Genomic DNA, 14217 nt, shown 5'->3' with positions numbered 1-14217 from the left:
GGACCACCGGACCGGGCGCGGACCGCCGACGGACGGCCGGTGGCGGACGGCCCGTCCCCCGCGCCGCCGCGGCCGGAGCCGGGACGGGAGGCACCGGCCGGACAGGACCGCCCGCAGCTGCCGCCCGGCCCGGCGCTGCCGCCGGAACCGGCCGGGCCGCCCCGGCCGGTGGCACTGCCCGGACGGCCCGCGCCCCCCGGAGCGCCCGCGCCGCCCGGGCCGACGGGACCCGCCCCGGTGGCACCGCCCGCCCCGGTGGCACCGCCCGCGCCGGCCGTACCGCCGGAGCCGCCCGGGCCCTCGCGGACGGGAGAACCGCAGGAGCCGCCGGAGCCGCCCGGCCCGCGGACGCCCGGCCCTCACCCCCCGCATCCCCCTGCGCGCCCCCGTTCCCGCCCCACGGCGGCGGAGGCGGTCGCCGGCGGTCGCCGGCGGCGGCCACCGGAGGAGCACCCGGGACACCCAGAGGGCCCGGGATACCAAGCCCCCTTGCCGCCGGGGCAGTTCTCCGCGCGGCAGCACGGGCGGCCCCCGGAGACCACTCCCGCTCCGGGTGGTGGCTCCGAGGCACCGTACGAGCGCCCCGGCGGACGCGCCGGGCAGCCCGGGCCACGGCCCGGACAGCCCTCCGGAGGGCCGGAGCACCAGCGGGCCCGGGAGTCGCCCTCCGCCTCGCGGCCCGGCGCACCCCCCGCCCCCGTCGGGCGCCGGCCGGGGGAGAGCGGACCGGGGGAGACGGAAACGGGACGGGAGCCCCCCGTACCGCGAGAGCCCCCCGCCCCGCTCGGGACGGGGCAGGAGGAGCCCCCGTACGCGGGGGCCTGGCGGTTCACCGCACCGTGCGTGGACTCCGCGGCGCCCCGGGCCCGTTCAGCGGTCCGCGATCTGCTGGTGCGCCGCGCGGTGCCCGTACGCGGGGAGCTGATGGACACCGTGCTGCTGGTCGTCACCGAACTGGTCGCCAACGCCGCGCGGCACGCGGCCCTGCTGACCCCGGAGATCGGGATCGAGGTCTCCGCCGGTGCGGGCTGGATCAGAGTGGCCGTCGAGGACGATCACCCCTACCGTCCGGCGGCCCTGGACGCCGGCCGGCTCGACACGGGCGGGCGCGGGCTGCTGCTCGTCACGGCGCTCACCCGTGAAGCGGGCGGCGTCTGGGCCGTCGACCGGACCGCGAGCGGCGGCAAGACGGTGTGGGTCAGGCTGCCGCTCCCCGGCGGCCCGGGAAGGGAGGGGCACGGCGCGCCCGGCGGGTGAGCGGCGCACCCCGCCCACCCGGTCGCCCGGGAGGCGGTACGACCCCGCGGCCGCCACGGGCCCACACCGGGCCGGGCCCCCGAGGGGAGTCGCCCCGGCCGGGCCCGATCCGTCCGCGGAGCCCGCTGGCCGCCGCCCCCCGGGCGGACCCGGTGGCGGCGGGAGGGTCCTGCCGGCGGTCCTACCAGCCGGCCGACGGCCCGGTCAGCTCGCGGACGGCCGGGCGCACGGTGTCGAGAACGGTCGGGAACCAGGCCGAGAACGTCCGCTCCCGGTGCAGCCGTTCCAGTTCGGCGGCGGTGACGAAAGCCGTCTCGCCGACCTCCTCCGGGTCCGGCCGCGGCTCGTCCTGGACCAGGCCGACGAAGAGATGGTTGAACTCCTGCTCCACCAGCCCCGAGGCGGGGTCCGGGTGGTTGTAGCGGACCGTGCCCGCCGCGCACAGCAGCGACGGTGAGACCCCCAGCTCCTCGGCGGTGCGCCGGGCGGCCGCCGCGAACGGCGCCTCGCCGGGGTACGGGTGTCCGCAGCAGGTGTTGGACCACACACCGGGGGAGTGGTACTTGCCCAGCGCCCGCTGCTGGAGGAGCAGCCGCCCCGCGGAGTCGAAGAGGAAGACCGAGAAGGCCCGGTGCAGCCGGCCGGGCGGCAGATGCGCGGAGAGCTTCTCCGCGGTGCCGGTGGTCACACCGCTCTCGTCGACCAGTTCGAGCATGATCGGTTCAGCGGTGCCCCCCGGCACCGGTCCCGCTGCCCCGGCGGGGCGCTGGGAGCGGGTCTCAGCCGTCGTGGCTGGTGTGGTCGGCATGGCCATCCTTCGGTTCGGCTACGACGAACCAGTCTGCCGTACGGACCGGGCGGTCCGCTTCGCCGGGTATCCGGAGGTACACCCGAATGATGCCCCAAAGGGCCACTTGCCACCTCTTGACGGGGTATCCCGGTGTGTGCCGGTCCCGCGCCGGGCGGACGGCACGAGGAGAGGCGGACGCGACGCGGAGAAGACGGAGGACGGGGAGCCGGCCTCAGCGGCCCTCGACGGCCTCAGTGGCACAGGCCCGCTTCGTGCTCCGCGTGCCCGCCCGGCTCCAGCTGGAAGGTGCAGTGCTCCACGTCGAAGTGCCGGTCCAGGCAGCCCTGCAGCTCGTGCAGGAGCTTCTCGTAGCCCAGCGCGTCCAGCACCTCCGGGCTGACCACCACGTGCGCCGACAGCACCGGCAGCCCCGAGGTGATCGTCCAGACATGCAGGTCGTGCACGTCCTCCACGCCCGGCTGGGCGAGCATGTGCTCCCGCACCGAGGCCATGTCCACATGGCGCGGTGCCGCCTCCAGCAGCACGTCCACCGCCTCCCGCAGCAGCTTCCACGCGCGCGGCACCACCATGAGGCCGATCACGAGCGAGGCCACCGCGTCCGCCCGCTGCCACCCCGTGACGGTGATCACCAGGGCCGAGACGATCACGGCGACGGAGCCCAGGGTGTCCGCCAGCACCTCCAGGAAGGCCCCCCGGACATTGAGGCTCTCGCGCTGCCCGCGCATCAGCACCAGCAGCGAGATGACGTTCGCCACCAGGCCGATCCCGCCGAACACGGCGGCGAGCCCGCCCTCCACCCCGGTGGGCCGGAACAGCCGCTCCACGCCCTCGTACAGCACGAAGCCGCCGACCCCGAACAGCAGCAGGCAGTTGGCGAGCGCGGCGAGGATCTCGGCGCGCGCGTAGCCGAAGGTGCGCTGCTCGCTCGCCGGGCGGTTGGCGAAGCGGATGGCCAGCAGCGCCATGGCGAGCCCGACGACGTCCGTGGCCATGTGCCCGGCGTCCGCCAGCAGGGCGAGGGAGCCGGTGATCAGCCCGCCCGCCAGCTGGGCGAACAGCACCGTCAGGGTCAGCCCCAGGGCGATGCGCAGCCGGCCCCGGTGCGCCGCGGCGGCGGTGCCCGTACGGGCCGGCGAGGCACCGCCGACCGGCCCGTGGCCGTGTCCTGCCCCCATCGAACCGCCCTCCGTCCGCGCGCCGGCGGCCCTCCCCGCCGTGCCGTCCGGCCAGTGAACTACGGGCCGGGGGTATCCGCAAACATGGCACCGAACACCGTTGTCATCGTCTCCGGCCTGCGCGTTCGCGCCCGCGGCTCCGGCCGGCGACGGGCCGCCGCGCCCGGTGTCCCCCGGCCCGGGAGGAGGGCGGGGCCGGGCCGGACCGGAGGCGCCCGCAGCCGGCGGCCCGGGAGGCTTCGCATGACCGGGATGGCCGGGATGGCCGGAAGTGCCTGCCCCCGTCCGGCCACGGGTAAACGGCCGATGAACGGCGGCTTCCGCCGATCGGATAGCCTCTGCCGACGTGCCACCCACGGTGAGCAGCCGGGTGGAGCCTGCCCGCGGCCCCCGTGTGCCGCGCCCCGGTCATGCCAGTTGCCAAGGAGTGAGTTCGTCTGTCGACCGCCATCCTCACCGGTCCGCCGGTCACCGGGGAGCAACTGCCGAGTGACCTCCGCGCGCTGGGCTTCACCGTGGTCACGGCGGCGGACGACGGCGAGCTGGCCGCCCGGGCCGGCGCCGTACCCGCCGGGGAGCGCGTGGCCGTGGTGGACACCCGCCTCGTCGCCCACCGGCACGCGCTGCGGCTGGCGCTGACCGACCCCCGCTTCCCGGCGGCCGCGGTCCCCGGCGCCGTCACGGCACAGCCCGCCGCCCGGGCGGCCCTGCTGCGCGCCCTCGCCGCGCCCCCGGCCGGGCCGGCCGCGCCTCCCGCCGGGGAGGGCGCCGTCCCCCGGGCGACGGCCGGTTCCGTCCCCGACGCGGCCGCCGCCGCGCTCGCCGCCGCCGGGGAGCGGGTCCACCGGCCCGAACTCGGCGTGCTGACCGCCACCGTGCCCGAAGGCCCCCGGGAACGCGAACAGGCCCTCGCCGCCCTCGCGGAGACGGACGACGAGCAGGTGCGGCTGCGTACCGCCGTGAAGGCCCGCGACGGCTTCTTCACCACCTTCTTCGTCAGCCCCTACTCCCGCTATCTCGCCCGCTGGTGCGCCCGCCGCGGCCTCACGCCGAACCAGGTCACCACCGCCTCGCTGATCACCGCGCTGATCGCCGCCGGCTGCGCCGCGACGGGCACCCGCCCCGGCTTCGCCGCCGCCGGGCTGCTGCTCCTCTTCTCCTTCGTCCTCGACTGCACCGACGGCCAGCTCGCCCGCTACTCGCTCCAGTACTCCACGCTCGGCGCCTGGCTCGACGCCACCTTCGACCGGGCCAAGGAGTACGCCTTCTACGCGGGCCTGGCGCTCGGCGCGGCCCGGGGCGGTGACGACGTCTGGGCCCTCGCGCTGGCGGCGATGATCCTGCAGACCGTGCGGCACGTCGTCGACTTCGCCTTCAACGAGGCCGACCACGACGCCCCCGGCAACACCAGCCCCGCCGCCGCGATCTCCGGCAGGCTCGACAGCGTCGGCTGGACCGTCTGGGTCCGCCGCATGATCGTGCTGCCCATCGGTGAGCGCTGGGCGCTGATCGCCGTCCTGACGGCGCTCACCACCCCCCGCACCGTCTTCACCGTCCTGCTCGTCGGCTGCGCGCTCGCCGCCTGCTACACCACCGCCGGACGGCTGCTGCGCTCCCTCGCCCGCCGCGGCCCCCGCACCGCCCGCGCCGGGCGGGCCCTGGCCGACCTCGCCGACTCCGGACCGCTCGCCGAGGCGGCCGCCCGCGCCCTGCGGGCCCCGGCCCGGGCGCTGCCCGCCCTCCTCGGCGCGCCCGCCGCGGCCCTGCTCGCCACGGCGCTGATCCTGCTCACGGCCTCGTTCACCCCGTCCGGCGGCCCCTGGCCGGCCGTCGCGGCCCTCGGCTACGCGGCCCTGTCCGGCCTCGCCGTCGCCCGCCCGTTCACCGGTCCCCTCGACTGGCTCGTCCCCCCGCTCTTCCGCACGGCCGAGTACGGCACCATCCTGGTGCTGGCGGCCCGCGCGGAGACGGACGGCGCCCTGCCCGCGGCGTTCGGGCTGGTGGCGGCCGCGGCCTATCATCATTACGACACGGTGTACCGCATCCGCGGCGGCACCGGCGCCCCGCCGGCCTGGCTGGTACGGGCGGTCGGGGGACAGGAGGGACGGGTCCTCGCGGTCACGGCCGCCGCCGCCCTCCTCCCCGCCACAGGTTTCACCATCGCGCTGACCGCCCTGGCCGCGGTCATCGCGCTCGCGGTGCTCATCGAGAGCATCCGCTTCTGGGTCTCCTCCGGAGCACCCGCCGTACACGACGAAACAGGAGAACCCGCATGATCGGCCTCGTGCTGGCAGCCGGCGCCGGACGGCGTCTGCGCCCCTACACCGACACCCTGCCCAAGGCTCTGGTGCCGGTGGGCCCCGCGGACAACCCCGAGGCCACCACCGTCCTCGACATCGCCTTGGGCAACTTCGCCGAGGTCGGCCTGACCGAGGTCGCCATCGTCGTCGGCTACCGCAAGGAGGCCGTGTACGAGCGCCGGGAGGCCCTGGAGAAGAAGTACGGCGTCAAGATCACCCTGATCGACAACGACAAGGCCGAGGAGTGGAACAACGCCTACTCCCTCTGGTGCGCCCGTGACGTCCTCGGCCAGGGCGTGATCCTCGCCAACGGCGACACCGTGCACCCGGTCTCCGTCGAGAAGACCCTGCTCGCCGCCCGCGGGCAGGGGCAGAAGATCATCCTCGCCCTCGACACGGTGAAGTCCCTCGCCGACGAGGAGATGAAGGTCATCACGGACCCCGAGAAGGGCGTCCGGCGCATCACCAAGCTCATGGAGCCCGCCGAGGCCACCGGCGAGTACATCGGCGTCACCCTGATCGAGGCCGAGGCCGCCGCCGAGCTGGCCGACGCGCTGAAGACCACCTTCGAGAAGGACCCCGACCTCTACTACGAGGACGGCTACCAGGAGCTGGTCAACCGCGGCTTCAAGATCGACGTCGCCCCGATCGGCGATGTCCGGTGGGTCGAGATCGACAACCACGACGACCTCGCCCGTGGACGGGAGATCGCGTGCCGGTACTGACCCGTCTCATTCCGTCCCCGGTCGTCGTCGACATCAGCGCCGGCGCACTGGACGACCTGGCGGGGCTCCTCGTCGACCAGCGGATCTCCGCCTCCGGCAAGCTGGCCATCGCGATCAGCGGCGGCTCCGGGGCGGCGCTGCGCGAGCGGTTCGCGCCGGCGCTGCCCGGAGCGGCCTGGTTCGAGGTCGGCGGCGGCACCCTCGACGAGGCGATCAAGCTGGCCGACGCCATGAAGTCCGGCCACTACGACGCGGTCGTCGGCATGGGCGGCGGCAAGATCATCGACTGTGCGAAGTTCGCCGCGGCGCGGATCGGCCTCCCGCTGGTCGCCGTCGCGACGAACCTCTCGCACGACGGTCTCTGCTCGCCGGTCGCCACCCTCGACAACGACGCGGGCCGCGGCTCCTACGGGGTGCCCAACCCCATCGCGATCGTCATCGACCTCGATGTGATCCGCGAGGCCCCGATCCGCTTCGTCCGCTCCGGCGTCGGCGACGTGATCTCCAACATCTCCGCCGTCGCCGACTGGGAGCTCTCCCACCGGGAGACCGGCGAGCAGATCGACGGCCTGGCCGCCGCCATGGCCCGGCAGTCCGGCGAGGCGGTGCTGCGCCACCCCGGCGGCTGCGGGGACGACGACTTCCTCACCGTGCTCGCCGAGGGCCTGGTCATGACCGGCATCTCCATGTCGGTCGCCGGCGACAGCCGGCCGGCCTCCGGCGCCTGCCACGAGATCAACCACGCCCTCGACCTGCTCTACCCCAAGCGCGCCGCCGCCCACGGCGAGCAGTGCGGGCTCGGCGCCGCCTTCGCGATGCATCTGCGCGGCGCCCGCGAGCAGTCCGCGCACATGGTCGAGGTGCTGAGGCGGCACGGTCTGCCGGTGCTCCCCGGCGAGATCGGCTTCACCGACGAGGAGTTCGTCAAGGCCGTGGAGTTCGCGCCCAAGACCCGCCCCGGGCGCTACACGATCCTGGAGCACCGGAACCTCTCCACCGACCAGATCAGGGACGCTTACGCCGACTATGCCAAAGCCATCAGTAGCTGAACTCCGCCCGGTCGTTCACCCCCCGGGCGTGAAGGACCGGCGGAGCGGCGAGCACTGGGCCGGCCGGCTCTACATGCGCGAACTCTCGCTGCGCGTGGACCGGCACCTGGTGAACACGCGGGTCACGCCCAACCAGCTGACCTACGTGATGACCGTCTTCGGTGTCCTCGCCGCCCCGGCCCTGCTGGTGCCGGGGATCACCGGTGCCGTGCTCGGCGTGCTGGCGGTCCAGCTCTACCTGCTGCTGGACTGCGTCGACGGCGAGGTGGCCCGCTGGAAGAAGCAGTTCTCCCTCGGCGGGGTCTACCTCGACCGGGTCGGCGCCTATCTGTGCGACGCCGCCGTGCTCGTCGGCTTCGGGCTGCGCGCCGCCGACCTGTGGGGCGAGGGGCGCATCGACTGGCTGTGGGCGTTCCTCGGCACCCTGGCCGCCCTCGGCGCCGTCCTGATCAAGGCCGAGACGGACCTCGTCGGCGTCGCCCGCCACCAGGGCGGACTGCCGCCCGTCAAGGAGGCGGCGTCCGAGCCGCGCTCGTCCGGTATGGCGCTGGCCCGCCGGGCGGCCGCGGCGCTCAAGTTCCACCGGCTCGTGCTCGGCGTCGAGGCGTCCCTGCTGATCCTGGCGCTGGCGGTCCTCGACGCGGTCCGGGACGACCTGTTCTTCTCCCGGCTCGGGGTCGCCGTGCTGGCCGGCATCGCGATGCTGCAGACGCTGCTCCACCTCGTGTCCGTCCTGGCCTCCAGCAGGCTGAAGTGAGCGCCCCCGCGATGAGGCTCGGGGCGGTGGTCCTCACCATGGGCAACCGCCCCGAGGAGCTGCGCGCGCTCCTCGACTCGGTCGCCAAGCAGGACGGCGACCCGATCGAGGTCGTGGTCGTGGGCAACGGCTCGCCGCTGCCCGAGCTGACGGTGCCCGACCTGACCGTCAGGACCATCGAGCTGCCCGAGAACGTCGGCATCCCCGCCGGGCGCAACGTCGGCATCGAGGCCTTCGGGCCCGGCGGCCGCGACGTCGACGTCCTGCTCTTCCTCGACGACGACGGCCTGCTGCCGAACTCCGACACGGCCGAACTCTGCCGGCGGGCCTTCGCCGCCGACCCGGAGCTGGGCATCGTCAGCTTCCGGATCGCCGACCCCGACACCGGGGTCACCCAGCGCCGTCACGTCCCCCGGCTGCGCGCCTCCGACCCGATGCGCTCCTCCCGGGTGACCACCTTCCTGGGCGGCGCCAACGCGGTCCGCACGGCCGTCTTCCAGCAGGTCGGCGGACTGCCGGACGACTTCTTCTACGCCCACGAGGAGACCGACCTCGCCTGGCGGGCCCTGGACGCCGGCTGGATGATCGACTACCGGTCCGACCTGGTGCTCTTCCACCCCACCACGGCCCCCAGCCGGCACGCGGTCTACCACCGCATGGTGGCCCGCAACCGGGTCTGGCTGGCCCGCCGCAACCTCCCGCTGCCGCTCATACCGCTGTATCTGGGGGTGTGGCTGCTGCTCACCCTCGTGCGCCGCCCGTCCGGCCCGGCCCTGCGCGCCTGGTTCGGGGGCTTCGCCGAAGGCTGGCGGTCACCCTGCGGACCGCGCCGTCCCATGAAGTGGCGTACGGTATGGCGCCTGACCCGACTGGGCCGGCCTCCCATCATCTGACAAGCTCTACCCCTGAGAGCATCGGACGTATCCCGGGGACCGGGCCGAGCCGGGGTCGGCCCCACATGGCTGCGTTGTTCCTTCTGGCTGCGTATCTAGAGAGCGAAAGTTTCCACTTGTGAGTGAGACGACATCGCACAAGGGTGCGGTCGCGGTGAGCGCCCCGCCTTCCCCCGACGACGGCCTGTCCCCGGCCGAGCTCGCCGCGAAGTACGGACTGACGGTGAGCGGGGCCCGGCCCTCTCTGCTGCAGTACGTCCGGCAGCTGTGGGGACGGCGCCACTTCATCCTCGCCTTCTCGCAGGCCAAGCTGACCGCCCAGTACAGCCAGGCGAAGCTGGGCCAGATCTGGCAGGTGGCGACACCGCTGCTGAACGCGGCGGTGTACTACTTCATCTTCGGCATGCTGCTCGGTGCACGGGGCGGTCTGGACGACGACGTCTACATCCCCTTCCTGGTGACCGGCGTCTTCGTCTTCACCTTCACCCAGAGCTCCGTGATGGCCGGTGTCCGGTCGATCTCGGGGAACCTCGGGCTGGTGAGGGCACTGCACTTCCCCCGGGCCTCGCTCCCGATCTCCTTCTCGCTCCAGCAGCTCCAGCAGCTCATGTTCTCCATGATCGTTCTGGTGGGGATCCTGGTCGCTTTCGGCCACTATCCGCGGCTGTCGTGGCTCCTGGTGCTCCCGGCTCTGCTGTTGCAGTTCGTCTTCAATTCCGGTTTGGCCATGGTCATGGCCAGACTTGGCGCCAAGACCCCGGACCTGGCCCAGCTGATGCCCTTCCTCACCCGCACCTGGATGTACGCCTCCGGCGTGATGTTCCCCCTGAGCTACATCCTGGAACGGGCGGAACAGATCCCGAGCTGGTTCGGCGAGGTGATGCTGGCCAACCCCGCCGCCGTCTACATGGACCTGATGCGCTTCGCGCTGATCGACGGCTATGGCTCGGAGAACCTGCCCAGCCACGTCTGGGCCCTCGCCCTCGGCTGGGCTCTGCTCGCCGGCATCGGCGGGTTCATCTACTTCTGGAAGGCTGAGGAGCGTTACGGCCGTGGCTGAGCAGCACAGCGAAACCCACGCCGGTGGCGTCCCCGCATCGCGCGTGCCCACCGTCATCGCGGACGATCTCCACATCGTCTACCGGGTCAACGGCGGCCCGCGCGGCAAGGGCAGCGCCACCGCCGCCCTCAACCGGCTGATCCGCCGCAAGGCCCCGGCCGGGATGCGGGAGGTGCACGCCGTGAAGGGCGTCTCCTTCACCGCCTACCGCGGCGAGGCCATCGGCCTGATCGGCTCCAACGGCTCCGGCAAGTCCACCCTGCTGAAGGCCGTGGCCGGGCTGCTGCCCGCCGAGCGCGGCAAGGTCTACACCGACGGCCAGCCGTCCCTGCTGGGCGTCAACGCGGCCCTGATGAACGACCTCACCGGTGAGCGGAACGTCATACTCGGCGGCCTGGCGATGGGCATGTCCCGCGAGCAGATCCGCACGCGCTACCAGGACATCGTCGACTTCTCCGGGATCAACGAGAAGGGCGACTTCATCACCCTGCCGATGCGCACGTACTCCTCCGGCATGGCGGCCCGGCTGCGCTTCTCCATCGCCGCGGCCAAGGACCACGACGTCCTGATGATCGACGAGGCCCTGGCCACCGGTGACCGGAAGTTCCAGAAGCGCTCCGAGGCCCGTATCCGCGAGCTGCGCAAGGAGGCCGGCACGGTCTTCCTGGTCAGCCACAACAACAAGTCCATCCGCGACACCTGCGAGCGGGTGCTGTGGCTGGAGAGCGGCAAGCTCCGCATGGACGGGCCGACCGACGAGGTCATCAAGGCGTACGAGAAGGAGTCCGCGAAGTAGCCCGGACACCGCCCCCGCGCACCACGGAGCCCCCGCCGGGACGGTTCACCGTCCCGGCGGGGGCTCCGCCGTGTCAGCCCGTCCGCACCCCCGTGAGCGGACGGGACTCCCCGGCGGCCCCGGGCCCGGGCGGCGCCTCGCCCTCCGTCAGCCCGATCCGCCGGTGCAGCCGGCGCAGCGGCGCGGGCGCGTACCAGGCCGACCGGCCCAGCAGCCGCATGGCGGCCGGTACCAGGACGCCCCGTACGGCGATGGCGTCGATGAGGATGGCGAGTCCGGTGCCGAGTCCGAACATCTGGATGAAGCTGACCTCGCCGGTGCCGAAGGCGAAGAAGCTCACGGCCAGCAGGCCGGCGGCCATGGACACGATCCGCCCGGTGCGGGCCAGCCCGCCGGTGACGGCGGCGGCCGGGGCGGCCTCCGGGTCCGCGTCCCGCAGTTCCTTGATGCGGCTGACGAGGAAGACCTCGTAGTCCATGGAGAGGCCGAAGGCGACGCAGAACAGCAGGACGGTCATCGAGGTGTCGGTCGGCTGCGGGGTGAAGCCCAGCAGCCCCGCCAGATGGCCGTCCTGGAAGATCCACACCATGGCGCCCAGGGCCGCCCCGAGGCTGAGCGCGTTGAGCAGCAGGGCCCGCAGCGGCTGGACGACGCTGCCGGTGAAGAGGAACAGCAGGACGAAGGTGGTGACGGCGATCAGTCCGGCGGCGGCCGGGAGCCGGGAGCCGATCGCGTGCTTGGCGTCCACGAGCCGTGCGTCCTCGCCGCCGACCAGCGCCTCCGCTCCCGGCGGTGCCTCCACGGCCCGGACGGCCCGGACCAGGTCCTGGGCGTCGTCCGACCGGGGCTCCAGGGCGTGGACGACGGTGAGCTGCTGGACTCCGGGCCGGCCGAGCGCAGGGTTCCCCGGCCCGGCGGCGGCCGCGTCCGCACCGGCGCCGCTCCCGGCGTAGGAGCCGCCGGCGGTGGTGACCCGGGTGACGCCGTCCAGCGCGGCCACCTCCCGTGCGTAGCCGCTGAGTTCCTGCCGCGGTACGGCCCCGTCCAGGACGATCCGCAGCGCCTCCCGGTCGCCCGCCGGGAAGTCCCGGTCCAGCGCTGCCGCGACCCGGCGGCTCTGGGCGTCCTCGGGCAGCACCCGCTCGTCGGGGGTGCCGAAGGTGACCCCGAGGAGCGGGGCGGCCGAGACCAGCAGCAGGGCGAGCACCGGCAGCGCGGTCAGCGCGGGGCGGCGCATCACCACGGCCGCGAGCCGGCCCCAGACGGCGGAGTGCGCGCCGCCGCCCCGCGCCCACGGGAAGCGGCTGCGGGCCACCCGGTGGCCCAGCACGGCGAGCAGCGCGGGGACGACGAAGAGCGCCGCGACGGCCGCGATGGCCACCACGCCGATGCCCGCGTAGGCGAAGGAGCGCAGGAAGTACGGCGGGAAGAGCAGCAGGGCGGCGAGCGCGGCGATCACGGTGGCCGCGGAGAAGGCGATGGTGCGGCCCGCGGTCCGCACGGTGCGGTGCAGCGCCTCGGGGATCTCCGCGCCGGCGGCGAGCTGCTCCCGGAACCGGCTGACCAGCAGCAGCGCGTAGTCGATGCCCAGCCCGAGGCCGAGGGCGGTGGTGATGTTCACGGCGAAGACCGAGACCTCGGTGACGCTGCCCAGCACGAAGAGCTCGGCGAAGGTGCCGAAGACCGCGATCACCCCGATGACCAGCGGCAGCAGGGCGGCCACCAGACTGCCGAAGGCGAGGACGAGCAGCACGAGCGTCACGGGCACGGCGACGGCCTCGGCCAGGGCGAGGTCCCGGGAGACCTGCCCGGAGATGTCGTGGCCGACCGCCTCCCGTCCGCCGGCCTCCACGGAGACCGGGCCCCGGTCGCCGGTGTAGCGCTCGACGAGTTCCGCGGTGCGCTCGCCGGCCTCGGAGTTGTCCCCCTCGACCCGGGCGGCGACCAGCGCCTGGTCGCCGGTGCGGGAGACGAGCGCCGAACCCCCCTCGTCCCAGGCGGACACGACGCCCGAGACCCCCGGTTCCTGGCGCAGCGCGGCGGCGAGGTCCCGGCCCGCGCGCTCGGCGGCGGGTGCGGTGATGCGGCCGCCGTCCGCGCGGACGAGCAGCAGCAGGCCGGGCTCTCCGCCGAACTCCTCGTCGATCAGCACCTGCGCGCGGCTCGACGGTGAGGCCGGATCGTCGAAGCCGCCGCTGAGCAGCTTGCCGAAGGCGCCGAAGCCCAGCGCCGCCATGGCGACCACCGCCACCGCGGTGACGGTCAGGACGAGCCTGGCCCGGTGCAGGGCCAACTCGGCGATGCGGTCGAACACGGGAATCCCCCTCCGATGTTTACGGCATTAACATGCAAGGTGGCAGAGGATGTTACTGCTGTCAACATGGGGCAGGATGAAGGCATGGCGAAAGGCAGCGGCGGCAAGACCGGTTATCACCACGGCGATCTGCGGAACGCGCTGATCGGCGCCGCCGTCGAACTCGCCGTCGAAGGCGGTCCCGAACGGGTCGTCCTCCGCGAGGCGGCCCGCCGCGTCGGGGTCTCGCCCACCGCCGCCTACCGGCACTTCTCCGGCCACGGCGACCTGCTCTGGCAGGTGAAGGCCCGCGGCCAGCAGGCGCTGGCGGTCTTCATGCTGGAAGCGGTGCGCGAGGTGCCGCCGCTCCCCGACCCGGGCGAGGAGGCCGAGCGCCGGCTGGCCGCCATCGGCCGCGGCTACGTCCGCTTCGCCGTCGAGAACCCCGGCCTCTACCGCACGGCCTTCCGGCGCATCCCGGCCGACGCGCCCGGGGCCGACGGCGTCCGGGCGGCCTTCGCGGGGTCCGCCCCGCCCGGTGACGAGCCCCGGTACAGCGCCTTCCGGGTGCTCACCGACACGCTCGACGCGGCCGTCGCCGCCGGGCGGATGCCGCCGGCGGCCCGCCCGGGCGCGGAGATCGCGGCCTGGGCCGCCGTGCACGGCCTGGCCCAGCTCCTCCTCGACGGGCCGCTCGCCGGGCTCCCGGCCGGGCAGTGGGAAACCCTCACCGACCGCACCGTGCGCATGGTCGCGGCCGGCCTCTTCGGCTGACATCCGGACGGGTGGAGGACCCGGCGGTCCGGCGGTCCGGCGCCCCCCGCTCCGCCGGACCCGACCCGCCCCCCGCGCCCCGGGCGAAACGCCCCGCGCCACCACCGGCCACGGTGCGCCGCCCGGGCCCGCATCGCCTAGGCTGGGCGGCGCCGATTCACGGGCAAGTCCTCCCAAACGCCGCGCCATCGGCCCGCGCGTACGGCGCCGGGGCGCGTCCCCCGTGCGGCGTGTCCGAAATCGTATGTTCTGGGTGGACGGTGTAGAACAGGGGATGTGACGGCCATGGCTACGGGAACCCCTCAGCTCCGGGACGCCGCCGTCCCG

At 74.2% G+C, this 14217-nt stretch carries 12 protein-coding genes; 9 read left to right on the top strand and 3 right to left on the bottom strand.

The window, feature by feature from the left end; translation table 11 throughout:
• Window positions 1-843 precede the first annotated feature (843 nt).
• Complete coding sequence (locus SXIN_RS31935) at window positions 844-1257, top strand: ATP-binding protein (protein WP_019706858.1); 414 nt, start codon at window positions 844-846, stop codon at window positions 1255-1257.
• A gap of 181 nt (window positions 1258-1438) precedes the next feature.
• On the opposite strand, the gene idi is transcribed toward SXIN_RS31935, so the two are convergent.
• Together idi and SXIN_RS04480 are read right to left on the bottom strand one after the other, a co-directional pair.
• Complete coding sequence (idi, locus tag SXIN_RS04485; protein ID WP_039823134.1) at window positions 1439-2065, bottom strand: isopentenyl-diphosphate Delta-isomerase; 627 nt, start codon at window positions 2063-2065, stop codon at window positions 1439-1441.
• Window positions 2066-2298: 233 nt separating this feature from the next.
• Complete coding sequence (locus SXIN_RS04480) at window positions 2299-3243, bottom strand: cation diffusion facilitator family transporter (RefSeq protein ID WP_095756613.1); 945 nt, start codon at window positions 3241-3243, stop codon at window positions 2299-2301.
• A gap of 437 nt (window positions 3244-3680) precedes the next feature.
• Between SXIN_RS04480 and SXIN_RS04475 the strand changes: the two genes are divergently transcribed.
• The 7 genes from SXIN_RS04475 to SXIN_RS04445 all read left to right on the top strand — a co-directional run bounded on the left by SXIN_RS04475 (window position 3681) and on the right by SXIN_RS04445 (window position 10823).
• Complete coding sequence (locus SXIN_RS04475) at window positions 3681-5519, top strand: DUF5941 domain-containing protein (protein ID WP_095756612.1); 1839 nt, start codon at window positions 3681-3683, stop codon at window positions 5517-5519.
• The gene (locus tag SXIN_RS04470) at window positions 5516-6268 is read left to right on the top strand and encodes a phosphocholine cytidylyltransferase family protein (RefSeq protein ID WP_019710767.1); all 753 of its coding nucleotides are present in this window, start codon (window positions 5516-5518) and stop codon (window positions 6266-6268) included. The genes SXIN_RS04475 and SXIN_RS04470 overlap by 4 nt, the downstream gene beginning before the upstream one ends.
• Complete coding sequence (locus tag SXIN_RS04465) at window positions 6256-7317, top strand: iron-containing alcohol dehydrogenase family protein (protein ID WP_019710766.1); 1062 nt, start codon at window positions 6256-6258, stop codon at window positions 7315-7317. The genes SXIN_RS04470 and SXIN_RS04465 overlap by 13 nt, the downstream gene beginning before the upstream one ends.
• On the top strand, window positions 7295-8074 hold the full coding sequence (locus SXIN_RS04460; RefSeq protein ID WP_050931028.1) for a CDP-alcohol phosphatidyltransferase family protein: 780 nt from the start codon (window positions 7295-7297) through the stop codon (window positions 8072-8074). The genes SXIN_RS04465 and SXIN_RS04460 overlap by 23 nt, the downstream gene beginning before the upstream one ends.
• Before the next feature lie 11 nt (window positions 8075-8085).
• Window positions 8086-8967, top strand: a complete 882-nt coding sequence (locus SXIN_RS04455) for a glycosyltransferase family 2 protein (protein WP_039823130.1) — start codon at window positions 8086-8088, stop codon at window positions 8965-8967.
• 118 nt (window positions 8968-9085) lie between these two features.
• Window positions 9086-10027: an ABC transporter permease gene (locus SXIN_RS04450; protein ID WP_039823128.1), complete on the top strand. Its 942-nt coding sequence runs from the start codon at window positions 9086-9088 to the stop codon at window positions 10025-10027.
• Window positions 10020-10823, top strand: a complete 804-nt coding sequence (locus SXIN_RS04445; protein WP_019710762.1) for an ABC transporter ATP-binding protein — start codon at window positions 10020-10022, stop codon at window positions 10821-10823. Before SXIN_RS04450 ends, SXIN_RS04445 begins: the two co-directional genes overlap by 8 nt.
• A gap of 73 nt (window positions 10824-10896) precedes the next feature.
• Here the strand turns inward: SXIN_RS04445 and SXIN_RS04440 are convergent, their stop codons facing one another.
• Window positions 10897-13137 (bottom strand): MMPL family transporter, encoded by a 2241-nt coding sequence (locus SXIN_RS04440; protein ID WP_095756611.1) that lies wholly within the window; start codon window positions 13135-13137, stop codon window positions 10897-10899.
• An 84-nt stretch (window positions 13138-13221) separates the two neighbouring features.
• Here SXIN_RS04440 and SXIN_RS04435 point away from each other — a divergent pair, with 84 nt between their 5' ends.
• Entirely contained in the window at window positions 13222-13890 is a 669-nt protein-coding gene (locus tag SXIN_RS04435) for a TetR/AcrR family transcriptional regulator (RefSeq protein ID WP_095756610.1), read from the top strand.
• The last annotated feature ends 327 nt before the right edge of the window (window positions 13891-14217 follow it).

Origin of the sequence: Streptomyces xinghaiensis S187, assembly GCF_000220705.2 — a bacterium.
GTDB classification, from domain to species: domain Bacteria; phylum Actinomycetota; class Actinomycetes; order Streptomycetales; family Streptomycetaceae; genus Streptomyces; species Streptomyces xinghaiensis.
Note: the sequence above shows the minus strand (reverse complement) of the source record. Positions and strands in the feature narration are given on the sequence as shown.

Excerpts from the sequence above, each read along its gene's own strand:
- idi (WP_039823134.1), bottom strand. The coding sequence starts at position 2,065 with ATGCCGACCACACCAGCCACGACGGCTGAGACCCGCTCCCAGCGCCCC.
- SXIN_RS04480 (WP_095756613.1), bottom strand. The coding sequence starts at position 3,243 with ATGGGGGCAGGACACGGCCACGGGCCGGTCGGCGGTGCCTCGCCGGCC.
- SXIN_RS04470 (WP_019710767.1), top strand. The coding sequence starts at position 5,516 with ATGATCGGCCTCGTGCTGGCAGCCGGCGCCGGACGGCGTCTGCGCCCC.
- SXIN_RS04460 (WP_050931028.1), top strand. The coding sequence starts at position 7,295 with ATGCCAAAGCCATCAGTAGCTGAACTCCGCCCGGTCGTTCACCCCCCG.
- SXIN_RS04455 (WP_039823130.1), top strand. The coding sequence starts at position 8,086 with ATGAGGCTCGGGGCGGTGGTCCTCACCATGGGCAACCGCCCCGAGGAG.
- SXIN_RS04435 (WP_095756610.1), top strand. The coding sequence starts at position 13,222 with ATGGCGAAAGGCAGCGGCGGCAAGACCGGTTATCACCACGGCGATCTG.